17 protein-coding genes are annotated in these 16,383 nt (G+C 56.1%); 13 read left to right on the top strand and 4 right to left on the bottom strand.

Going from position 1 to position 16,383, the window contains the following annotated elements; all coding sequences use genetic code 11:
* Nucleotides 1-106 precede the first annotated feature (106 nt).
* The 8 genes from recA (at nt 107) to hflX (ending at nt 8,889) form a co-directional block, all read left to right on the top strand.
* Nucleotides 107-1,255, top strand: a complete 1,149-nt coding sequence (recA, locus tag CSV91_RS03215; RefSeq protein ID WP_099431786.1) for a recombinase RecA — start codon at nt 107-109, stop codon at nt 1,253-1,255.
* Between the two features lie 11 nt (nt 1,256-1,266).
* The gene (locus CSV91_RS03210) at nt 1,267-1,959 is read left to right on the top strand and encodes a regulatory protein RecX (protein WP_099431785.1); all 693 of its coding nucleotides are present in this window, start codon (nt 1,267-1,269) and stop codon (nt 1,957-1,959) included.
* Nucleotides 1,960-2,216: 257 nt separating this feature from the next.
* Entirely contained in the window at nt 2,217-3,767 is a 1,551-nt protein-coding gene (rny, locus tag CSV91_RS03205; RefSeq protein WP_089573375.1) for a ribonuclease Y, read from the top strand.
* A gap of 1 nt (nt 3,768) precedes the next feature.
* Nucleotides 3,769-4,854, top strand: coding sequence for an ATP-binding protein (locus CSV91_RS03200; protein ID WP_099431784.1), 1,086 nt, complete (start codon nt 3,769-3,771; stop codon nt 4,852-4,854).
* A gap of 74 nt (nt 4,855-4,928) precedes the next feature.
* Nucleotides 4,929-5,246: a stage V sporulation protein S gene (locus CSV91_RS03195; protein ID WP_006235982.1), complete on the top strand. Its 318-nt coding sequence runs from the start codon at nt 4,929-4,931 to the stop codon at nt 5,244-5,246.
* Nucleotides 5,247-5,291: 45 nt separating this feature from the next.
* Nucleotides 5,292-6,662: a tRNA (N6-isopentenyl adenosine(37)-C2)-methylthiotransferase MiaB gene (gene miaB / locus CSV91_RS03190; RefSeq protein WP_099431783.1), complete on the top strand. Its 1,371-nt coding sequence runs from the start codon at nt 5,292-5,294 to the stop codon at nt 6,660-6,662.
* Complete coding sequence (gene miaA / locus CSV91_RS03185; protein ID WP_099431782.1) at nt 6,662-7,600, top strand: tRNA (adenosine(37)-N6)-dimethylallyltransferase MiaA; 939 nt, start codon at nt 6,662-6,664, stop codon at nt 7,598-7,600. Before miaB ends, miaA begins: the two co-directional genes overlap by 1 nt.
* On the top strand, nt 7,600-8,889 hold the full coding sequence (gene hflX, locus CSV91_RS03180) for a GTPase HflX (protein WP_099431781.1): 1,290 nt from the start codon (nt 7,600-7,602) through the stop codon (nt 8,887-8,889). Before miaA ends, hflX begins: the two co-directional genes overlap by 1 nt.
* On the opposite strand, the gene CSV91_RS03175 is transcribed toward hflX, so the two are convergent.
* Nucleotides 8,874-9,578 carry a heparan-alpha-glucosaminide N-acetyltransferase gene (locus CSV91_RS03175; protein ID WP_099431780.1) on the bottom strand — a complete coding sequence of 235 codons (705 nt, stop codon included), beginning with the start codon at nt 9,576-9,578 and terminating at the stop codon, nt 8,874-8,876. The genes hflX and CSV91_RS03175 overlap by 16 nt on opposite strands.
* Nucleotides 9,578-10,222, bottom strand: coding sequence for a transcriptional repressor LexA (gene lexA / locus CSV91_RS03170; protein ID WP_040359862.1), 645 nt, complete (start codon nt 10,220-10,222; stop codon nt 9,578-9,580). Before lexA ends, CSV91_RS03175 begins: the two co-directional genes overlap by 1 nt.
* A 163-nt stretch (nt 10,223-10,385) precedes the next feature.
* On the opposite strand from lexA, the gene CSV91_RS03165 reads away from it, so the two are divergent.
* The 3 genes from CSV91_RS03165 to dut are packed head-to-tail and all read left to right on the top strand — an operon-like array spanning nt 10,386 to nt 11,778.
* Complete coding sequence (locus tag CSV91_RS03165) at nt 10,386-10,835, top strand: LysM peptidoglycan-binding domain-containing protein (RefSeq protein ID WP_157757979.1); 450 nt, start codon at nt 10,386-10,388, stop codon at nt 10,833-10,835.
* Between the two features lie 51 nt (nt 10,836-10,886).
* A complete protein-coding gene (nrdR, locus tag CSV91_RS03160) occupies nt 10,887-11,330 on the top strand; it encodes a transcriptional regulator NrdR (protein ID WP_022093781.1) in 444 nt (147 codons plus the stop codon).
* 4 nt (nt 11,331-11,334) lie between these two features.
* Complete coding sequence (gene dut, locus CSV91_RS03155) at nt 11,335-11,778, top strand: dUTP diphosphatase (protein WP_099431778.1); 444 nt, start codon at nt 11,335-11,337, stop codon at nt 11,776-11,778.
* A gap of 392 nt (nt 11,779-12,170) precedes the next feature.
* Here dut and CSV91_RS03150 read toward each other — a convergent pair whose 3' ends face one another.
* Nucleotides 12,171-13,472 (bottom strand): MGDG synthase family glycosyltransferase, encoded by a 1,302-nt coding sequence (locus CSV91_RS03150; protein WP_099431777.1) that lies wholly within the window; start codon nt 13,470-13,472, stop codon nt 12,171-12,173.
* A 118-nt stretch (nt 13,473-13,590) separates the two neighbouring features.
* On the opposite strand from CSV91_RS03150, the gene CSV91_RS03145 reads away from it, so the two are divergent.
* Together CSV91_RS03145 and CSV91_RS03140 are read left to right on the top strand one after the other, a co-directional pair.
* Entirely contained in the window at nt 13,591-14,529 is a 939-nt protein-coding gene (locus CSV91_RS03145) for an NAD(P)/FAD-dependent oxidoreductase (RefSeq protein WP_099431776.1), read from the top strand.
* 154 nt (nt 14,530-14,683) lie between these two features.
* Nucleotides 14,684-15,295 carry a DUF1836 domain-containing protein gene (locus tag CSV91_RS03140; RefSeq protein WP_172622437.1) on the top strand — a complete coding sequence of 204 codons (612 nt, stop codon included), beginning with the start codon at nt 14,684-14,686 and terminating at the stop codon, nt 15,293-15,295.
* A gap of 73 nt (nt 15,296-15,368) precedes the next feature.
* Here CSV91_RS03140 and CSV91_RS03135 read toward each other — a convergent pair whose 3' ends face one another.
* Nucleotides 15,369-16,235: a DegV family protein gene (locus CSV91_RS03135; protein ID WP_099431775.1), complete on the bottom strand. Its 867-nt coding sequence runs from the start codon at nt 16,233-16,235 to the stop codon at nt 15,369-15,371.
* Between the last annotated feature and the right edge of the window lie 148 nt (nt 16,236-16,383).

The following is a 16,383-nucleotide window of genomic DNA, read 5'->3' as shown; positions in this document are numbered from 1 at the left end:
TTGGTTGGGTTTTGGAAAGACCGCCAGCATATGATTGGCCTGAACGGTTGACCACGAACAGCCGTTCGTTTATTATCGATGCAGGTTGTTAAGAGGAGGGCTATTCATGGCCAAGAATTCAGGTCCCGTACGTACCGTTCATGCACCCACGACGGGTAAAGAGCGCGAAGAGATGATCGCCACCACCAAGGCCGAGATCGAGAAGAAGTTCGGTCAAGGCTCCATCATGAGGTATGGTGACGGCGGCCCCGAGCTTGAGGTCGAGGCCATTCCCACGGGTGCTCTGGCACTCGATGCCGCTCTGGGTATCGGCGGTGTGCCGCGCGGCCGTATCGTCGAGATTTACGGTCCTGAGTCCTCCGGTAAGACGACGCTTTCGCTCGAGATCCTGGCCGAGGCCCAGGCTATGGGTGGCGTAGTGGCATTTATCGATGCCGAGCATGCGCTCGATCCCACTTATGCCGCGCGCATCGGCGTGGATATCGACGAGGTGCTCATTTCTCAGCCCGATACGGGTGAGCAGGCGCTCGAGATTGTTGACATGCTCGTGCGTTCCGGCGCTATCGATGCCATCGTCGTCGACTCCGTCGCCGCGCTGACCCCGCGTGCCGAGATCGAGGGAGAAATCGGTGACACTACGGTCGGTCTTCAGGCTCGCCTGATGAGCCAGGCGCTCCGCAAGCTCGCCGGCTCGCTGTCCAAGTCCAACACGACGTGCATCTTCATTAACCAGCTGCGTGAGAAGATCGGCGTCATGTTCGGCAACCCCGAGACCACGACGGGCGGCCGTGCCCTTAAGTTCTTCTCTTCGGTGCGTATCGACATTCGCCGCATCGACAGCATTAAGCTTAAGGACGAGGTTATCGGTAACCGCGTGCGCGCCAAGGTCGTTAAGAACAAGGTGGCAGCTCCGTTCCGTTCTGCTGAGTTTGACATCATGTATGGTACGGGCATCTCTAAGGAGGGCTCGATTCTGGACATGGCTGTCGAGTGCGGCATCTGCAAGAAGATGGGCTCCTGGTTTGCCTATGGCGAGGACAAGCTCGGCAACGGTCGCGAGGCCGCCAAGGCGTTCCTGCGCGAACACCCCGATTGCGCCGACGAGATTGAGCATAAGGTCCGCCTTGCCTGCGGGCTTGAGTTTGATGACGATGCTCCGTCCGAGGTCGAGCTGACCGATCAGCCTGCGCCTGAGGAGTTTGACGAGCTTTACGCCATCGATGGTTCCGCCATGCTCGATGATGACGACGAGTAGCGGTTACGCTCATGTCGTATATGGTGACCGAGGCCACGGTCGTCTTTCCCGATAAGAAGGCGGCCACCTCGTTCTCGAGCGGATATGCGTCCAAAAAGCCTTGCGCACATATCGATTGTGAGCTTGAGGGCGGTTTTGAGCGGTCCATTTGGATCCCCGTGCGGGTCGCGCGGCTTTATGTCAAAAACCGCCCCGATCTTCCCTGTGATTGGGATAACTTTCTTGAGGCGGTGCAGCTCATCGAGCGTAAATGTGCACTTACCATGGTGACCGAGATGTTATCGCGCCGCGACCATGCGACGGGTGAGGTCCGTGACAAGCTGGCTCGCTACGGCTTTCACCAGCCCGCTATCGATTTCGCCGTCGAGCGTGCCACCGAGTATCGCTTTTTAGACGAGAACCGCTTTTGCTCGTACTTTATCGAGGAACGCAAGCGGCGCGGTTGGGGACAGCGTAAAATCGAGACCGAGCTCAAGCGCCGTCATGTCGTGCTCGATGACATTCCCGGTTATCCCGAGGATTATTTTGCCGTCGAAGACGATTTGGCGCGTGCGTCAGCCCTGCTCGCCAAGCGGCGTGTTCCAGAGACGCGCGGATTCGAAAAACTGGTTCGGTTTTTGATGGGCAAGGGCTTCTCGTATCACATCGCCGTCGATGCCGTTAAGGCACGTCTCGATGCCGAACGTGAGGAATGTGCGGTTTAGGCGTATGCGTTTTGTGGCCCTGCCGTTCACCGCGTTTTAGCCGCCGTGCTGGGGCCATTTATTTGACAGTTGTTGTGGTTCAACGTACGATAAACACTGTCATTTGCTTTGTGATATGTGCTCATCTGTGATGAGTTTGTTTATATGTTTATCTGTATCCGACCCGCATAAGCTGCGCCCATATTACTCAAATGTCGCGAGCCGTTCGTAAGGACGGTTCGCTTTGTTGTGTAACGAATCCATAAAAAGGAGTGAGCATGCCTATCATCGCAGCGCTCGTTGGCATCGTTTTGGGTGCCATCGCCGCCATTGCCTACATGCGCACCGCCAAGCAGGGTAGTCTTCACGAGGCCGACGAAAAAATCCAGTCGGCACACGCACAGGCTGAGTCCCTGATCGGTGATGCCAAGCGTCAGGCCGAGACCCTCAAAAAAGAGGCTCTGCTCGAGGCTAAAGAGGAGATCATCAAGAACAAGCAGGCCGCCGAGGCCGAGGACAAGCAGCGTAAGAACGAGATTCGTACGCTCGAGAACCGCGTGATGCAGCGCGAGGAATCCCTCGATCGCCGCAACGACGCTCTCGACAAGCGCGAGCATCAGCTGTCCAGCCAGGCCGGTCAGGTCGAGAAGCGCTCCCGTGAGCTCGAGGAGCTCTGTGCAAAGCAGACCTCCGAGCTCGAGCGCATCGCCGACCTTACCCGCGAGGACGCCCACAAGGAGCTCCTCGATAAGGTTCGCGGCGAGGTCACCCACGAGGCCGCCACGATCATCCGCGAGTCCGAACAGCAGGTTCGCGCCGAGTGCCACAAGACCGCCCAGGAGATTCTGTCTCTGGCGATTCAGCGCTGCGCTGCCGACCACACTGCCGAGGTCACCGTTACCTCCGTGCACATTCCCTCTGATGACCTCAAGGGCCGTATCATCGGTCGCGAGGGTCGCAACATCCGGACCTTCGAGCAGGTTTCCGGCGTCAACCTCGTGATCGACGACACGCCCGAGACCGTCGTTCTTTCGAGCTTCGACCCGGTCCGTCGTGAGACCGCCCGTGTCGCCCTCGAGAACCTCATCGCCGACGGCCGCATTCACCCCGCCCGCATCGAGGAGATGTATCACAAGGCTGCCGATCTGGTCCAGCAGCGCGTGCGCGAGGCTGGCGAGCAGGCTGCCTTCGATACCGGCATCCACGACCTGCACCCCGAGATCGTCAAGACCCTTGGTGCCCTGCGCTACCGTACCTCGTTTGGTCAGAACGTGCTTCAACACTCCCTTGAGGTCTCTGATCTGTGCGGCGTGATGGCTTCCGAGCTTGGCCTGGACGTTGTGACCGCCAAGCGCGCCGGCCTGCTGCACGACCTGGGCAAGGCAATCGACCATGACGTCGAGGGCCCGCATGCCGTCATCGGCGCCGAGCTGGCCCGCCGTTATGGCGAGAAGCCCGTTATCGTCCACGCTATCGAGGCTCACCATGCCGATGTCGACCCCAACACGGTGCTCGATGTCCTGGTACAGGCCGCCGATGCTGTCTCTGCCTCTCGCCCCGGTGCCCGTCGCGAGTCTGCCGAGAACTACATCAAGCGTCTTGAGAAGCTTGAGGAGATCGCCAACTCCCATGACGGCGTCGAGCGCACCTATGCCATGCAGGCTGGTCGCGAGGTCCACGTCATGGTTCAGCCGGACAAGATCTCCGATGCCCAGTCCACGGTTCTGGCTCACGATATCGCCCATCAGATCGAGGAAGAGATGGAGTATCCCGGTCAGGTGCGCGTTGTCGTGATTCGCGAGAGCCGCGCTGTCGATATCGCTAAATAACATGAGCGACGCGAACGAGCTTATCTCATTTATCGCGTCGATGTCGGGGGAGGGCAACCTTCGCGTCGAGGAGAACCTTGGCGAGGGGTATGTCCGCCTCCGCGTTTCGGAGGCCGAGCGGCGCCAGGCAAAGCACGACATTCAGCATGTCGAGGATATCGTCATCGAAATGCTCCGTAATGCTCGCGATGCCGGCGCCGACAAGGTCTATCTCGCTACGACCAAGGAGGACGGCGTCCGCACGCTTGTCTTTCTGGATAACGGTTCGGGCGTTCCGCAGGATATGCAAGAGCGAATCTTCGATGCCCGCGTTACCTCCAAGCTCGAGAGCATGAAGATGGACCGTTGGGGCGTTCACGGTCGTGGCATGGCACTGTTTTCGATCAAGCAGAACACCGACGAGGCCCGTGTGGTCGCGTCCGGTGTCGATCTTGGTTCAGCCTTTAAGGTGAGCGTCGCGGCCGACCGCCTCAGTGAGCGTGCCGATCAGTCCAGTTGGCCCCAGGCCGTCAAGGATGAGGACGGACGTTATGTCTGTGCTCGCGGTCCACATAATATTATTCGCGCTGCTTGTGAGTTTGCGCTCGAGGAGTTGCGTGGTTGCGATGTCTATCTTGGTTCTCCGTCTGAGATTGCCGCGACCCTTTATGCTCAGGCGTCAAGCCGGCTTGATACCTCTCGTCTCCTGTTCATTGATGACGAGAGCGAGCTTCCGGTTGTCGATCGTTTAGGCCTTGCTTCTGATGCCGAGGACTTTATCCGTATTTGTTCGGGTTTGGGTCTTGAGATGTCCGAGCGCACGGCCCATCGCATTTTGGCAGGGCAGATTAAGCCCGTTCGCGGTGTGACCGCGCGTCTGCTGCGCGAGCGTGATTCGTCCTCGCATGCGCCGGCTCCTGTCGATCTCGCGAAGGATCGTCGCGGGCTACGTATTGCCAAGGATGACATGGCACAGTTTTCGCGTGCTGTGGAGCGCGACTTTAATGACCTTGCTGCCCGGTACTATCTCAACCTTTGCGGTGACCCAAAGATTCGTGTTTCGCGTGATCGAATCACCGTGACCTTTGATCTTGCCAAAGAGGAATAGTGCCTTTACCGAGTCCACTCGGTACGATACAGTTATTGCAGTTAAAACGTACTTTTAAATGCAGGAGTTTCTTCATGGATTGCCTGAAGGTATCAAGCAAATCATCGCCCGCGTCCGTTGCCGGCGCCATCGCCGGCATGGTCAAGGATGGTGTACCCGTCAACATCCAGTGTGTCGGCGCCGGTGCCGTCAACCAGGCCATTAAGGCCGTTGCTATCGCGCGCGGTTTTTTGATTCCAACTGGTTTTGATATTTCCTGCGCGCCCGTGTTCTCCGACATCCTCATTAACGGGGAGTCGCGCACGGCCATCCGCCTTTCTATCTATGTTCACCAGATCAATCGAGCTGCTATGGATAACGTCGTCATGGATGATGTTAAGCCTGTGGCATAGCTTCTGCTTGCCTCGTTTCGCTCCCCATCGTTAGGACTTATGCACATGGACCAGCGTTCCGTACGCGATATTCTTACCGGTAAAACCTACTTTATCCGCACCTTTGGCTGCCAGATGAATCAGCACGACTCTGAGCGCGTGAGCGGTCTGCTTGATTCGTATGGCTGCCTCATGGCGCTCGATCCTGCGCATGCCGATATCGTTGTCTTCATGACGTGCTGCGTGCGCGAGGCCGCCGATACTCGCCTGTACGGTCAGTGCAATTCCTGCAAAAGCCTGCCGCCTTCGCCTTCGGGCAAGCGCGTGGTTGCCGTTGGCGGTTGCATCGCGCAGCGCGATGGCGAGGGCCTGCTCACCAACGTCGATAACGTCAATGTCATCTTTGGTACGCATTCCATTGCACATGTGGCCGAGCTCATTGCCGAGGCGTTCCTTGATGGTAAGCGTCATATCCGCACCAATGAGCATGAGGATACGGATGCCATGAGCATGCCGTGGCATCGCGAGACTCAGTATCACGCCTGGGTGCCCATCATGACGGGCTGCAATAATTTCTGCACCTATTGCATCGTGCCGTACGTGCGCGGTCGCGAAAAGAGCCGCCCCTTCGAGGAGATTGTCGACGAGGTGACCGGTTTGGTGCGCCAGGGCGTGCGTGAGATTACGCTGCTGGGCCAAAACGTTAACTCATATGGTCGCGATCTGTTTGGCAAGCCGCGTTTTGCCGATCTGCTGCGTGCCGTGGGCGATACGGGCGTGGAGCGCATCTTCTTTACGTCTTCGCATCCCAAGGACCTGTTGCCCGAGACCATCGACGCCATGGCCGAGACGCCTGCCGTTATGCCGCAGCTGCACTTGGCCGTCCAGTCCGGTTCGACGCGGATCCTCAAAGAGATGAATCGCCGTTATACACGCGAGGACTATCTGGGCCTTGTCGATCGCATTCGCAACCGCATGCCCGATATCGCGCTCTCGACCGACATTATCGTTGGCTTCCCGGGCGAGACTGAAGAAGACTTTGAGCAGACGCTCTCACTTGCCGAGACGGTCCGCTATGCTCAGGCCTATACCTTCATCTATTCCAAGCGCGCCGGTACCCCGGCCGCCGAGATTGACGATCCTACGCCGCATGAGGTTATTCTCGAGCGTTTCAATCGCCTGGTTAAGGTTATCGAGACCACGGCACACGAGTATAACCAGGGCGAGCTTCATACTGTGGTTCCTGCGCTCATTGAGGGAACGAGTAAAAAGAACGATGCGGTCCTGCTGGGCAAGAGTCCCAAGAATCAGACCGTGCATGCGCCTATCCCAGAGGGTTACAGCATCGATCAGCTTGTTGGCAAGATCGTTGATGTTGACGTTGACGTTGCCAAGACCTGGTATTTGTCCGGTTCCGTTGTGGGCGAGCCGCGCTAATGGTTTCTCCCGGGGCAGGTCTTTCCGCCGTTGCGATCGTCGGTCCGACGGCGGTTGGTAAGAGTGATGTTGCCGACCGTTTGGCAGCTCGTCTTTCGTCCGAAGTGCTGTCGTGCGATGCGATGCAAATCTATCGCGGCATGGACATCGGTACCGCAAAGATGGCGCCCGATGAGTGTACGGCGCCGCTGCGTCTCGTCGACATTGTAGAGCCGGGTGTGGCATATTCTGCTGCGCTTTATCAGGCTGACGCTCGCGCGCATGTTGAACGTCTCCTTGGTTCGGGTTGCCTGCCGGTTTTTTGCGGAGGTACGGGGCTATATCTCAAGGCAGCCCTCGATGAGATGGACTTTCCCTCGGGTGAACTTGAGGACGATCGCCGTGCGGGCTATCAGGAGCTTGCCGAGCGTATTGGCGAGGAAGAACTGCATGCCCTGCTTGCCGAGCGCGATCCAGAATCGGCTGCTGTTATTCATCCCCATAACGTGCGCCGTGTGATTCGTGCGCTCGAGATGCATGATGATGGTATCTCCTATGCACAGCAAAAAAGTCAGTTTAGTTTTCCGCGCGAGCATTATCATGCCCTATGGTTTGGTCTGACGCGTAATCGCGAGGTGCTCTACGAGCGCATTAATCTGCGTGTCGATCTGATGTTTGAGCAGGGTCTTGTCGATGAGGTCCGCGGTCTTATGGACCAGGGCTTGGGGGATGCCCTGACGTCGATGCAGGCAATTGGTTATAAAGAGGTCATTGATGCTTTCAATGGCGTGATGAGCATGGATGAGGCTCGCGAACTCATTAAGATGCGTTCGCGTCGTTATGCCAAGCGTCAGCTTTCGTGGTTTAAGCGCGATGACCGTATCGTGTGGTTTGATATGGATGAATGTACGATCGATGAGGTCGTTGAGGATATCGTGCATCGTATTGAGGCTGCCTAATGGCCCGTTTCCCCCTTGTTCCCACGGCACCCGAGCCCGAGCGTGCCATTTTAGTTGGTGTTGAGTGGCGCGACAATGCATGGCCGCTCGATTGCTCGCTTGATGAGCTGGAGCGTCTTGCCCACACAGCTGGTGCCCAGTGCGTGGCACGCTTGTCGCAGCGTTTGGTAAAGCCGTATCCTAAATCGTTTATCGGTTCCGGTAAGGTTGAAGAGCTGTGCGGCCTGGTGCATCGCATGGATGCCGATGTCGTTATTTTTGACGACGACCTGACCCCCTCGCAGCAATCCTATTTGGAGAAAGCCGTGGGCGAGCCGGTAAAGATTATCGATCGTACAGCACTGATCCTGGATATCTTTGGCCTGCATGCTCAGACGCGTGAGGGACGCCTGCAGGTACAGCTGGCACAGCTTCAATATTTGTTGCCTCGCCTGCGTGGCATGTGGAGCCATCTCGCCAAGGAGCAGACGCGCGGCGGCATCGGCTCACGTTTTGGTCAGGGCGAAAGTCAGCTCGAGGTCGACCGTCGCCTCATTCGTAATAAGATCGCTGCGCTTCGTCGTGAGCTCAAGCAGGTTGAACAGCGTCGCGATGTTCAATCCAAGAGTCGCATTGAGTCACCGGCGTTTCGAGTCGCGTTAGCCGGTTATACCAATGCCGGTAAATCGACGTTGCTCAATCGTCTGACTGGATCTACGGTACTTTCGCAGGATAAGCTGTTTGCTACGCTCGACCCGACGACGCGTTCGTATCGTCTGCCCGGCGGTCGCGGCATGACGATTACCGATACCGTCGGCTTTATTCAAAAGCTGCCGCATGGTCTGGTCGATGCCTTTAAATCGACGCTGTCCGAGGTTTTGGGTGCCGATCTAATTCTCAAAGTCGTAGATGCGTCTGACGAGGATTATGAGCGGCAGCTGGAGGCTGTCGAACGCGTGCTTGATGAGATCGGCGCCGGAGAGCGTTTAACGCTGACCGTATTCAATAAAATCGATCTTCTCGATAGCGTCGATCGATTGAGTTTCCGTCGTCGTTATCCCGAAGCCGTTCTGTTCTCGGCCCAAACGGGCGAGGGGCTCGGCGATCTCGTTGATCGCATTGCTCGCGAGGCTGCTGCCACCGATGTACTGCTTTCAGCCGACATTCCATATCGTGAAGGTGCGCTCATCACACTCGTGCATGAGCAGGGAACCCTTTTGCACGAGGAATATCTCGAGGACGGCGTTCGCATTGTGGCGAAGTTGCCGGCTCGTATTGCACCGCGGCTCGAGCGTTATCGCACCGAGTAGACGAGCTCCAAAATGCCCAGAATGATGGGCTGATGCAGCAGATAAAAGGGGAGTGCGTGACGTCCAAGGTTGGCGAGCGCCGGCAGAGGGTTGGCGTAGGCCCAGCTAGGGACGGTCTTATCGATTCCCTGCGCTATGTGTGCGGCGAAGTATCCTGCAAGATACATAAAGATAAACGGGATGATGGGGTAGTAATCACCTGAGACAAACCCAGGGCTCGGAAATCCCAGCCACGCCAGGTAGGGGACAGGGTAGGTCGTTTTGGGGATGCTCCAGGTGAGGGCGAACAACACAAGGCATAGGGGCATGATCCATCTCGCCGATATCTTCTTAAGGACGGGATCGGTCAACGCCACGATGCCTGTGCATGCGGCCATGCAGTAGATGATGCCAAAATTAACCGAATCGTCGACTGAGACAAGTGCTGTTGCCAACCAGACGACGAGTGCTGCTAAGGCGTATTTGGCGGCACGTTTGATATTGTTGCGCGAAAGGGTGCACATCCAACCCGCGATAAACAAAAATACCCAGCTGATGCTGGCGCGCCAGATGTCTTGAAAGACTGACTGGGTAAACCAAGGCATATCCCAGCCGTACAGGTAGGCGAGATCATAGCAAGCGTGAAAACCTGCCATAGAAATCATCGTAAACCCGCGGACGGTATCCAAGATGGTTATGCGTTTTTGCATTACGAGAACCGGCGCATCAAGCCGACGACTTTGCCCAGGATAACGGGATTCGTTGCATAGATAGGCTCCATAGTGTCGTTCTCGGGCTGCAAGCGCACACGCCCCTGCTCCTTGTAGAACGTCTTGACGGTCGCTGAACCATCAATCATGGCCACGACAATTTCGCCGTTCATGGCACTCTTTTGTTCACGGACGATGATGTAATCTCCATTGAAGATGCCGACATTGATCATTGAGCTCCCATGTACCTCAAGGATAAAGGAACCCTGATCAGTGGCGATTTCGGTCGGGATAGTAAACGTGTCTTCGATATTCTGCTCGGCCAGAATGGGAATCCCAGCCGCGACGCGACCAACGAGCGGTAGCGAAACCGTTCCGCGAGGTGCGGTGGGCTCGTCAGATTTAGAAATTGAGACAGAGGAACCATCCTCGTTAAAGAGTTCCAGGGCGCGCGGTTTGGTGGCATCGCGCTTGAGTAGCCCGCGCGCCTCCAGGGCAGAGAGGTGAGCGTGCACGGTGCTGGGGGAGGAAAGGCCCACGGCAGAAGCCATCTCGCGCACGCTGGGCGGATAACCCTTCTCCTGCTGATATTCCTTGATGAAGTCGTAAATTTGCTGCTGACGCTTGGTAATTTTGCGAGCCATCAGGGCATCCTCTCTACCCATGTCAAACAAATGTTCGAATTTTGCTTGACAGGAACAACTGTTCGAAGATAATAATAACCGAACATTCGTTCTCGCGCTAGACATTTTTGTCCGCGCGGCTTGATAAAACTGTTCTCAGCAAAACACGCGAGAGGAGTACATGATGAACGCAACGAATATGGTCCAGGGAAACCTCGCCCTTAAGCTCGAGACGCCTGCAGAACCCACTTTTACGGTTGTTCAGGGTGGCCGCTCCGGCATTCAGCCTTTGACCGTAAAGCCTGCTCACAATCAGCAGACTGTAGTCGCGCCGGCCCGCGTTGCCCTGAAGGTTCCGACGATTGTCGCCGTCGCCGTTGCGCTTACGCTCTTCTTTGTCCTCGCTACGTCGGTCTTTAGCGCTCGTCACGCCGCGTATGCCGAGTCCGTTTCCAACGTTACATACGAGACCATTCGCGTTCAGCCTGGCGATTCTCTTTGGTCGCTTGCCGAGGAATATCCAATCGAAGGCCTTTCCACGCAAGAGACTTCCGACATGATCCGTAACGTCAATCATCTGGAGCATGGTTCGCTCGCCGCCGGTGCGCATCTTAAGGTTCCTGCTCGTTCGTAATCATTATCGCGTTGCGCATGGTACCCTTGTTATCGTTTAAGAGGAGGTACCATGCGCTGTCCCAAATGCGGCAAGGCACATACCCGCGTCGTTGATTCCCGTATGCAGGAGTCAAATAACACCATTAAGCGCCGTCGCGAATGTTGCTCGTGTAACTACCGCTTTACAACGTTCGAGCGATGCGAAGACCCAATCGAGGTCATTAAGTCAGACGGAACCAAGCAGCGGTTCGATCGCAATAAGCTGCTCGTCGGCTTGATGCGCGCCACCATCAAGCGCGATATCGACACTAAGAAGCTCAATGAGATTATCGACGACATCGAGGTCGAGCTGCGCTCTCGCACGCTGACGGCCGTCACGTCCCATGAGTTGGGTGACATGGTGCTCAAGCGCTTGGCCAAGATCGACAAGGTGGCGTACATCCGCTTTGCCTCGGTCTACCGCGATTTCAAAGACGTCGATGAGTTTCTGCAAGAGCTCGACAAGCTAAGGTGATTCCATGTCCAACATTACCGTCAACATAAAGCGTCTCGACCCCACCGTCGAGCTTCCCAAATACGCCCATCCCACCGATGCCGGCTTGGATCTGCGCTCCAACGAGGACTGCGTCCTGAAGCCCTTCGAACGCCGTCTGGTCTCTACTGGGCTGGCCATCGCCCTGCCCGACGGCTACGCCGGCTTCGTCCAGCCCCGCAGCGGCTTGGCTATCAAGCAGGGCCTGTCTATAGTCAACACGCCGGGCCTCATCGACGCCCACTACCGAGGAGAACTCAAAGTCATCCTCATCAACCTAGACCCCACGAACAACATCCAAATCAACAAAGGCGACCGCATAGCCCAACTCGTCATCCAAGAAGTCCCCACGGTCAACCTCATAGAAGTAGAAGAACTAGACGAAACCGACCGAGGCAAAGGAGGCTTCGGCTCCAGCGGCGTCGCCTAGGGACGCACATATCCCTCCCGCCCGCCTCCCACACATATCATTCCATGCTCAAACATTCTCGCTTCGCTTCGCTCGCTGCGAAACTGCGCGTGGAACGATATGTGAGAGAGGCGGGCGGGTGGCTACTCGCTTGAAACAATATTTACTTTTCTAGTAAGCCGATTCGACAAAGGGGCTGTCCCTTTGTCGAATCGGCTTACTGTATTTATATTTTCCTGTTTTACCTTTGCAGGTTCTAATGGAGGGGATACCGAAGTAGCTGCTAGTAAGTAAACGCAGCCGCTCTGCCGGAGCCGCCCTTATATCGTTCCACGCGCAGTTTCGCAGCGAAGCGAGAATGTTTGAGCATGGAATGATATAAGGGCGGCTCCGGCAGAGCGGCGGACATTCGACTAGCGGATATGCGCGGGTTTGCCGCCCCAGTAGAAGCGGCAGAAGGCTCGTTTGCGCTTTTGGGGTTTGCCTACGAGCTCCATGGTAGCGATGGCGATGTCCTCGGCTGCGCGTGGACGGCGCAGCACTTCGCCGTTGATGAGCAGTGCCTTGAGCGACTCGGGATGATCGTGGAGATGACGCAACGTCACGATGAGCTCTCGTGCGGTGGTGACATGCATGCTGGCGCCCATGCCGGTGAGCATGGTAGTGTTGGCCTTTTCCTGGCCATAGGACTTGCCCAGCAGAATCATCGGCAGATGCGCGCACAGGCACTCAGTAACGGTGAGTCCGCCCGATTTGAGGATTGCGAGGTCGCAGCCGTGCATGAGGGCCGCCATGTCGTCCACGTAGTCCAGAACCGTGACGTTTTCGAGCTTCATGGCGTCGAAGAGCGTCTTGAGGCGGGTGGCGTATTCCTCATCCTTGCCCGGCAAAAAGATAAAGTGCATGTCCTCAAAGCTGCGCAGGAAGGGGAGGGTGCGGTCCATCTCCGCGCGAAAGCGAACGTACGGTTGAGGTAAACTGGCGCCGGCCATTACCAGCACAATGGTCTTGTCGACGGGGAGGTTGAACTTCTGAAGTTCTTCCTTGCGACTGTAATCCGTGTCAAACCCGGCGCGAATGGGGATGCCTGTAATGCGAATCTTTGCTTCGGGGACCTTACGGGGGCGGAGCGTTTCGGCCATAAATTCGTTGGCAACACAGAATAAATCGGTGTCCTTGTGGGGCCACCATCCCTCGACTTCGTAGTCGGTCGGTACGCAGATGACCGGATAATCGATACCCGTAATTACGCGGGCGCCCACGGCAACATTGGCTGCCGTAATGTGTGTTGCGACCACGGCCATGGGCCTGCGGGTGCGGACATATTCGTTGAAGGCAGGGAACATAATACGTGACCATGCCGTGCCGCCACCCCAGAGAAGATGTCCCGTAAGCGTATATCGCCAGGTCAGGTCGTAAATGGGGCGCGTGGCTCCCGTAAAAGAAGCCGCGGTCTTATTGCCGTCGAATTTAATACGTCCAAAATCAAGGATATCGAGCACTTCAATCTCAATATCCTCGGGGATGCCATTGGTGCCGCGGATGAGGTCGAATGCCTGCGCAATCGCATTTGCGGCGGCCTTGTGGCCCGAGCCAACGGAGGCGTGCACGATGGTCACGAGAGGTTTTTGCTGAGCCAGGAGCGTGGTTTGCTCCGATTGGGGAGTGCTGTGCGTGAGCAGGGGAGCGTCGTCACTCGTCTGCGCCTGGTCCATCGATAACTCCCCTTCAGCTTTGTAATACGGATTTATCATTGTAGTGCATGAGTGTCACGTTCACGTAAATTTGGGTATGAGCGCAAAGAACGACAACGTTTCGACGAAAGGACGCTTCATGACTACCGATAAGCCGATCGATGTTGCGATTATCGGTGGCGGCCCCGCGGGCTATGCTGCCGCCATTTATGCTGCGCGTGCCAACCTGACGACGACCGTGATTGAGCAGGGCATGTCGGGAGGGCAGATCGCCACAACCAATGAGGTCGAGAACTATCCGGGTTTCCCGCTCCTGAGTGGCGCTGAACTCGGCGAGCGTTTTCAGCAGCATGCAGAGGGCCTGGGAGCACAGGTTACATGGAGCATGGTTACGGGTATCGATTACGATGCCGATGCAGCGTTGTTTACGGTGCATCACGATATGGGCGATACGCTGGCCTCGAGCGTTATCGCTTGCATGGGTGCCACGCCGCGTCCGGCAGGTTTCGCTGGCGAGGATACGTATCGCGGTCGTGGCGTTTCATATTGCGCAACATGTGACGGCATGTTTTTCCGCGGAAAACAGGTCTTTGTAATCGGTGGTGGCAATTCGGCATGCGAAGAGGCGCTGTTCCTGTCCGACATTGCCAGCAGTGTGACCATCGTGCTGCGCCGCGACCAGTTCCGTGCGCCCGATGGTGTTGTTCAGAAAGTACTCGCAAAGGACAATATTACAGTTAGGTACCAAACTAGTATTGTGGAGCTATCGGGCGAAGCCATGCCAACGACGATTACCTTTAAGGACAATGCATCCGGCGAGACTCATACTGAGTCATTTGAGCCCGGCTCGTTTGGCATCTTTGTCTTTACCGGAACGCAGCCCCATACCGAGCTTGTTGAGCATCTAGTCGATCTGGCGCCTGATGGCGGCATTCTGACTGATGAATCCATGGCGACCCGCACGCCAGGTCTATTTGCCGCTGGCGATATCCGTTCCAAACGTTTACGCCAGGTTGTGACCGCTGTTTCGGACGGAGCCATAGCGGCAACGAGCGCATACGCGTTTCTCCGTGGATAAGTACGATAATATATCTTATGTAAGGTTGCTATCTTTAAACAAAGTGGTTGGACGATGCATCAATGTGTTGTCCAACCACTTTTACTTGCCGGCTATGTGGTATGCAAAACTAGATAACCTAGAATACAATATAGAAAATGAACGGAGGACCTTTATGAACCACGTTAAACACGTTATTCCTATGTCCGATTCGTCGGTCAGTATTAAGCCTGAGGATATTCAGCCCACTGTGCTGCCCGATGCATTTATTCAGTCCGAAATCGTGCGCAAACTCAATACGTTGAGTCTGCCGCGCTATGACCAGTTGCCCAATGTGACGCTCTATCGCGACCAGGTTATTGAGTATGTTGCGCTGTGGATGGAGCCGCTGTCCATTTGCGTTGAGCAGCCCGTCATTACGCCATCGATGATCAACAACTACGTGAAGGTCGGCCTGGTGCCTGCTCCGGTCAAAAAGCAATATGGCCGCGAGCAGATTGCCCGTCTGATCGCTATCTGCATCTTTAAGCAGGTGCTACCTATTGCTGCGGTGCAGGCACTCTTTAACATTCAGCGATTGAGCTACGATGCCCCGACGGCCTTCGACTATGTGGTCGATCAGCTCGAGGCATCGATTCGTTCGGCGTTTTCGGTCGAGCAGACGCCGGTTCCCGATACGGCGCATCAGGTAACGCGGGAGTCGCTGCTTGTGCGAAGTGCAGTTTCATCCTTCGTTTCGAAGGCGTACCTGATGAGTTATCTCAAGTTCAACGGATTTAATAGCTAGCCGACGTATAAAACGGGCGGGACAAAGAGCCATCTGTCGCTTTGTCCCGCCCATATTTTTGCTTGGTTGGACTTTATTTGCCCGAAGCTACGCCCATGCCGTAGCCGATGATGAGGCCGTGCATCTCGGCGTAATAGGAATCCAGGCCGTTGCAGGGCATGATGATGGTCTTGGAGCCGGGCCAATGCTCGACTATGCGGTCAGTAAGCGCCTGGGCTCCAGCTTCGTTCTCAACGTGATCGATGATGACCTCGCCGCCCGTAAAACCCTCGGCTTCCATGGTGTCGATGATCTTGTTGAGCATCTTCTTTTCGCCACGCGTGTGCCCGACGAGTTCGATTTTACCGGCCTCGCTCGCCGTGCCCAAAATGCGGATATTGAGCTTGTTGGCAATGACGCCGGCTGCCTTAGGGATACGTCCGGCTTTGGCGAGGTTTTCGTAATTGCACAAACTGAAGAGGATTTTGCTATTCTGTTCAAGGCTATCGAAGTATGCGCAAGCATCCTCGAATGAGACATCCGGGTTGCTTGCAAGATAGCGGTCGAACAGCAAGAAAATGAGGTCCATTTTGCCGCCAGCTGCGCGTGAATTGACTAGATGAATCTGTCGGTCGGGCTCCTCGGCAAAAACCATATCGCGAGCCGTGGCTGCAGCGTTGTAGCTGCCCGACACGCCCTCAGAGATCGGCATGCAGATGGTCTTGTCTGCCAATTTGAAGAGCTCGGCCCACTCCCCTACGCTGGGACAAGCGCTCGAAGAAGCGTTCGTCTCCGCCTGAACAGCGCAGTTGAGCTCATGTACATCGAGCGAAAGGTCATCGACGAATTCACGCTCCCCCACTCGAATTTTGAGGGGCGCAAATGCAAAGGTGGTATGGGGCGCGGTCGGTTGCCAATCGCGGAGGTTACAGCTTGAATCGGAGATAAGTGCCCAGCTCATAGAGGGTCCTTTCTAATTGTTCCTCAACAATTATAACCATCTTGCAGACCGATTGGGCCGCTATCTAGTATTCAAAACTAGATAGCGCCTGCACTAAAGGCAAAAGAATGGACCTCATGACTCAAAGCCACGAGGTCCATATCCGTTT

This window comes from Collinsella aerofaciens (genome assembly GCF_002736145.1).
In the GTDB taxonomy this organism is placed as follows: Bacteria; Actinomycetota; Coriobacteriia; order Coriobacteriales; family Coriobacteriaceae; genus Collinsella; species Collinsella aerofaciens_A.
The sequence above is the reverse complement of the archived record's forward strand: the minus strand, read 5'-3'. Positions and strand labels throughout refer to the sequence as shown.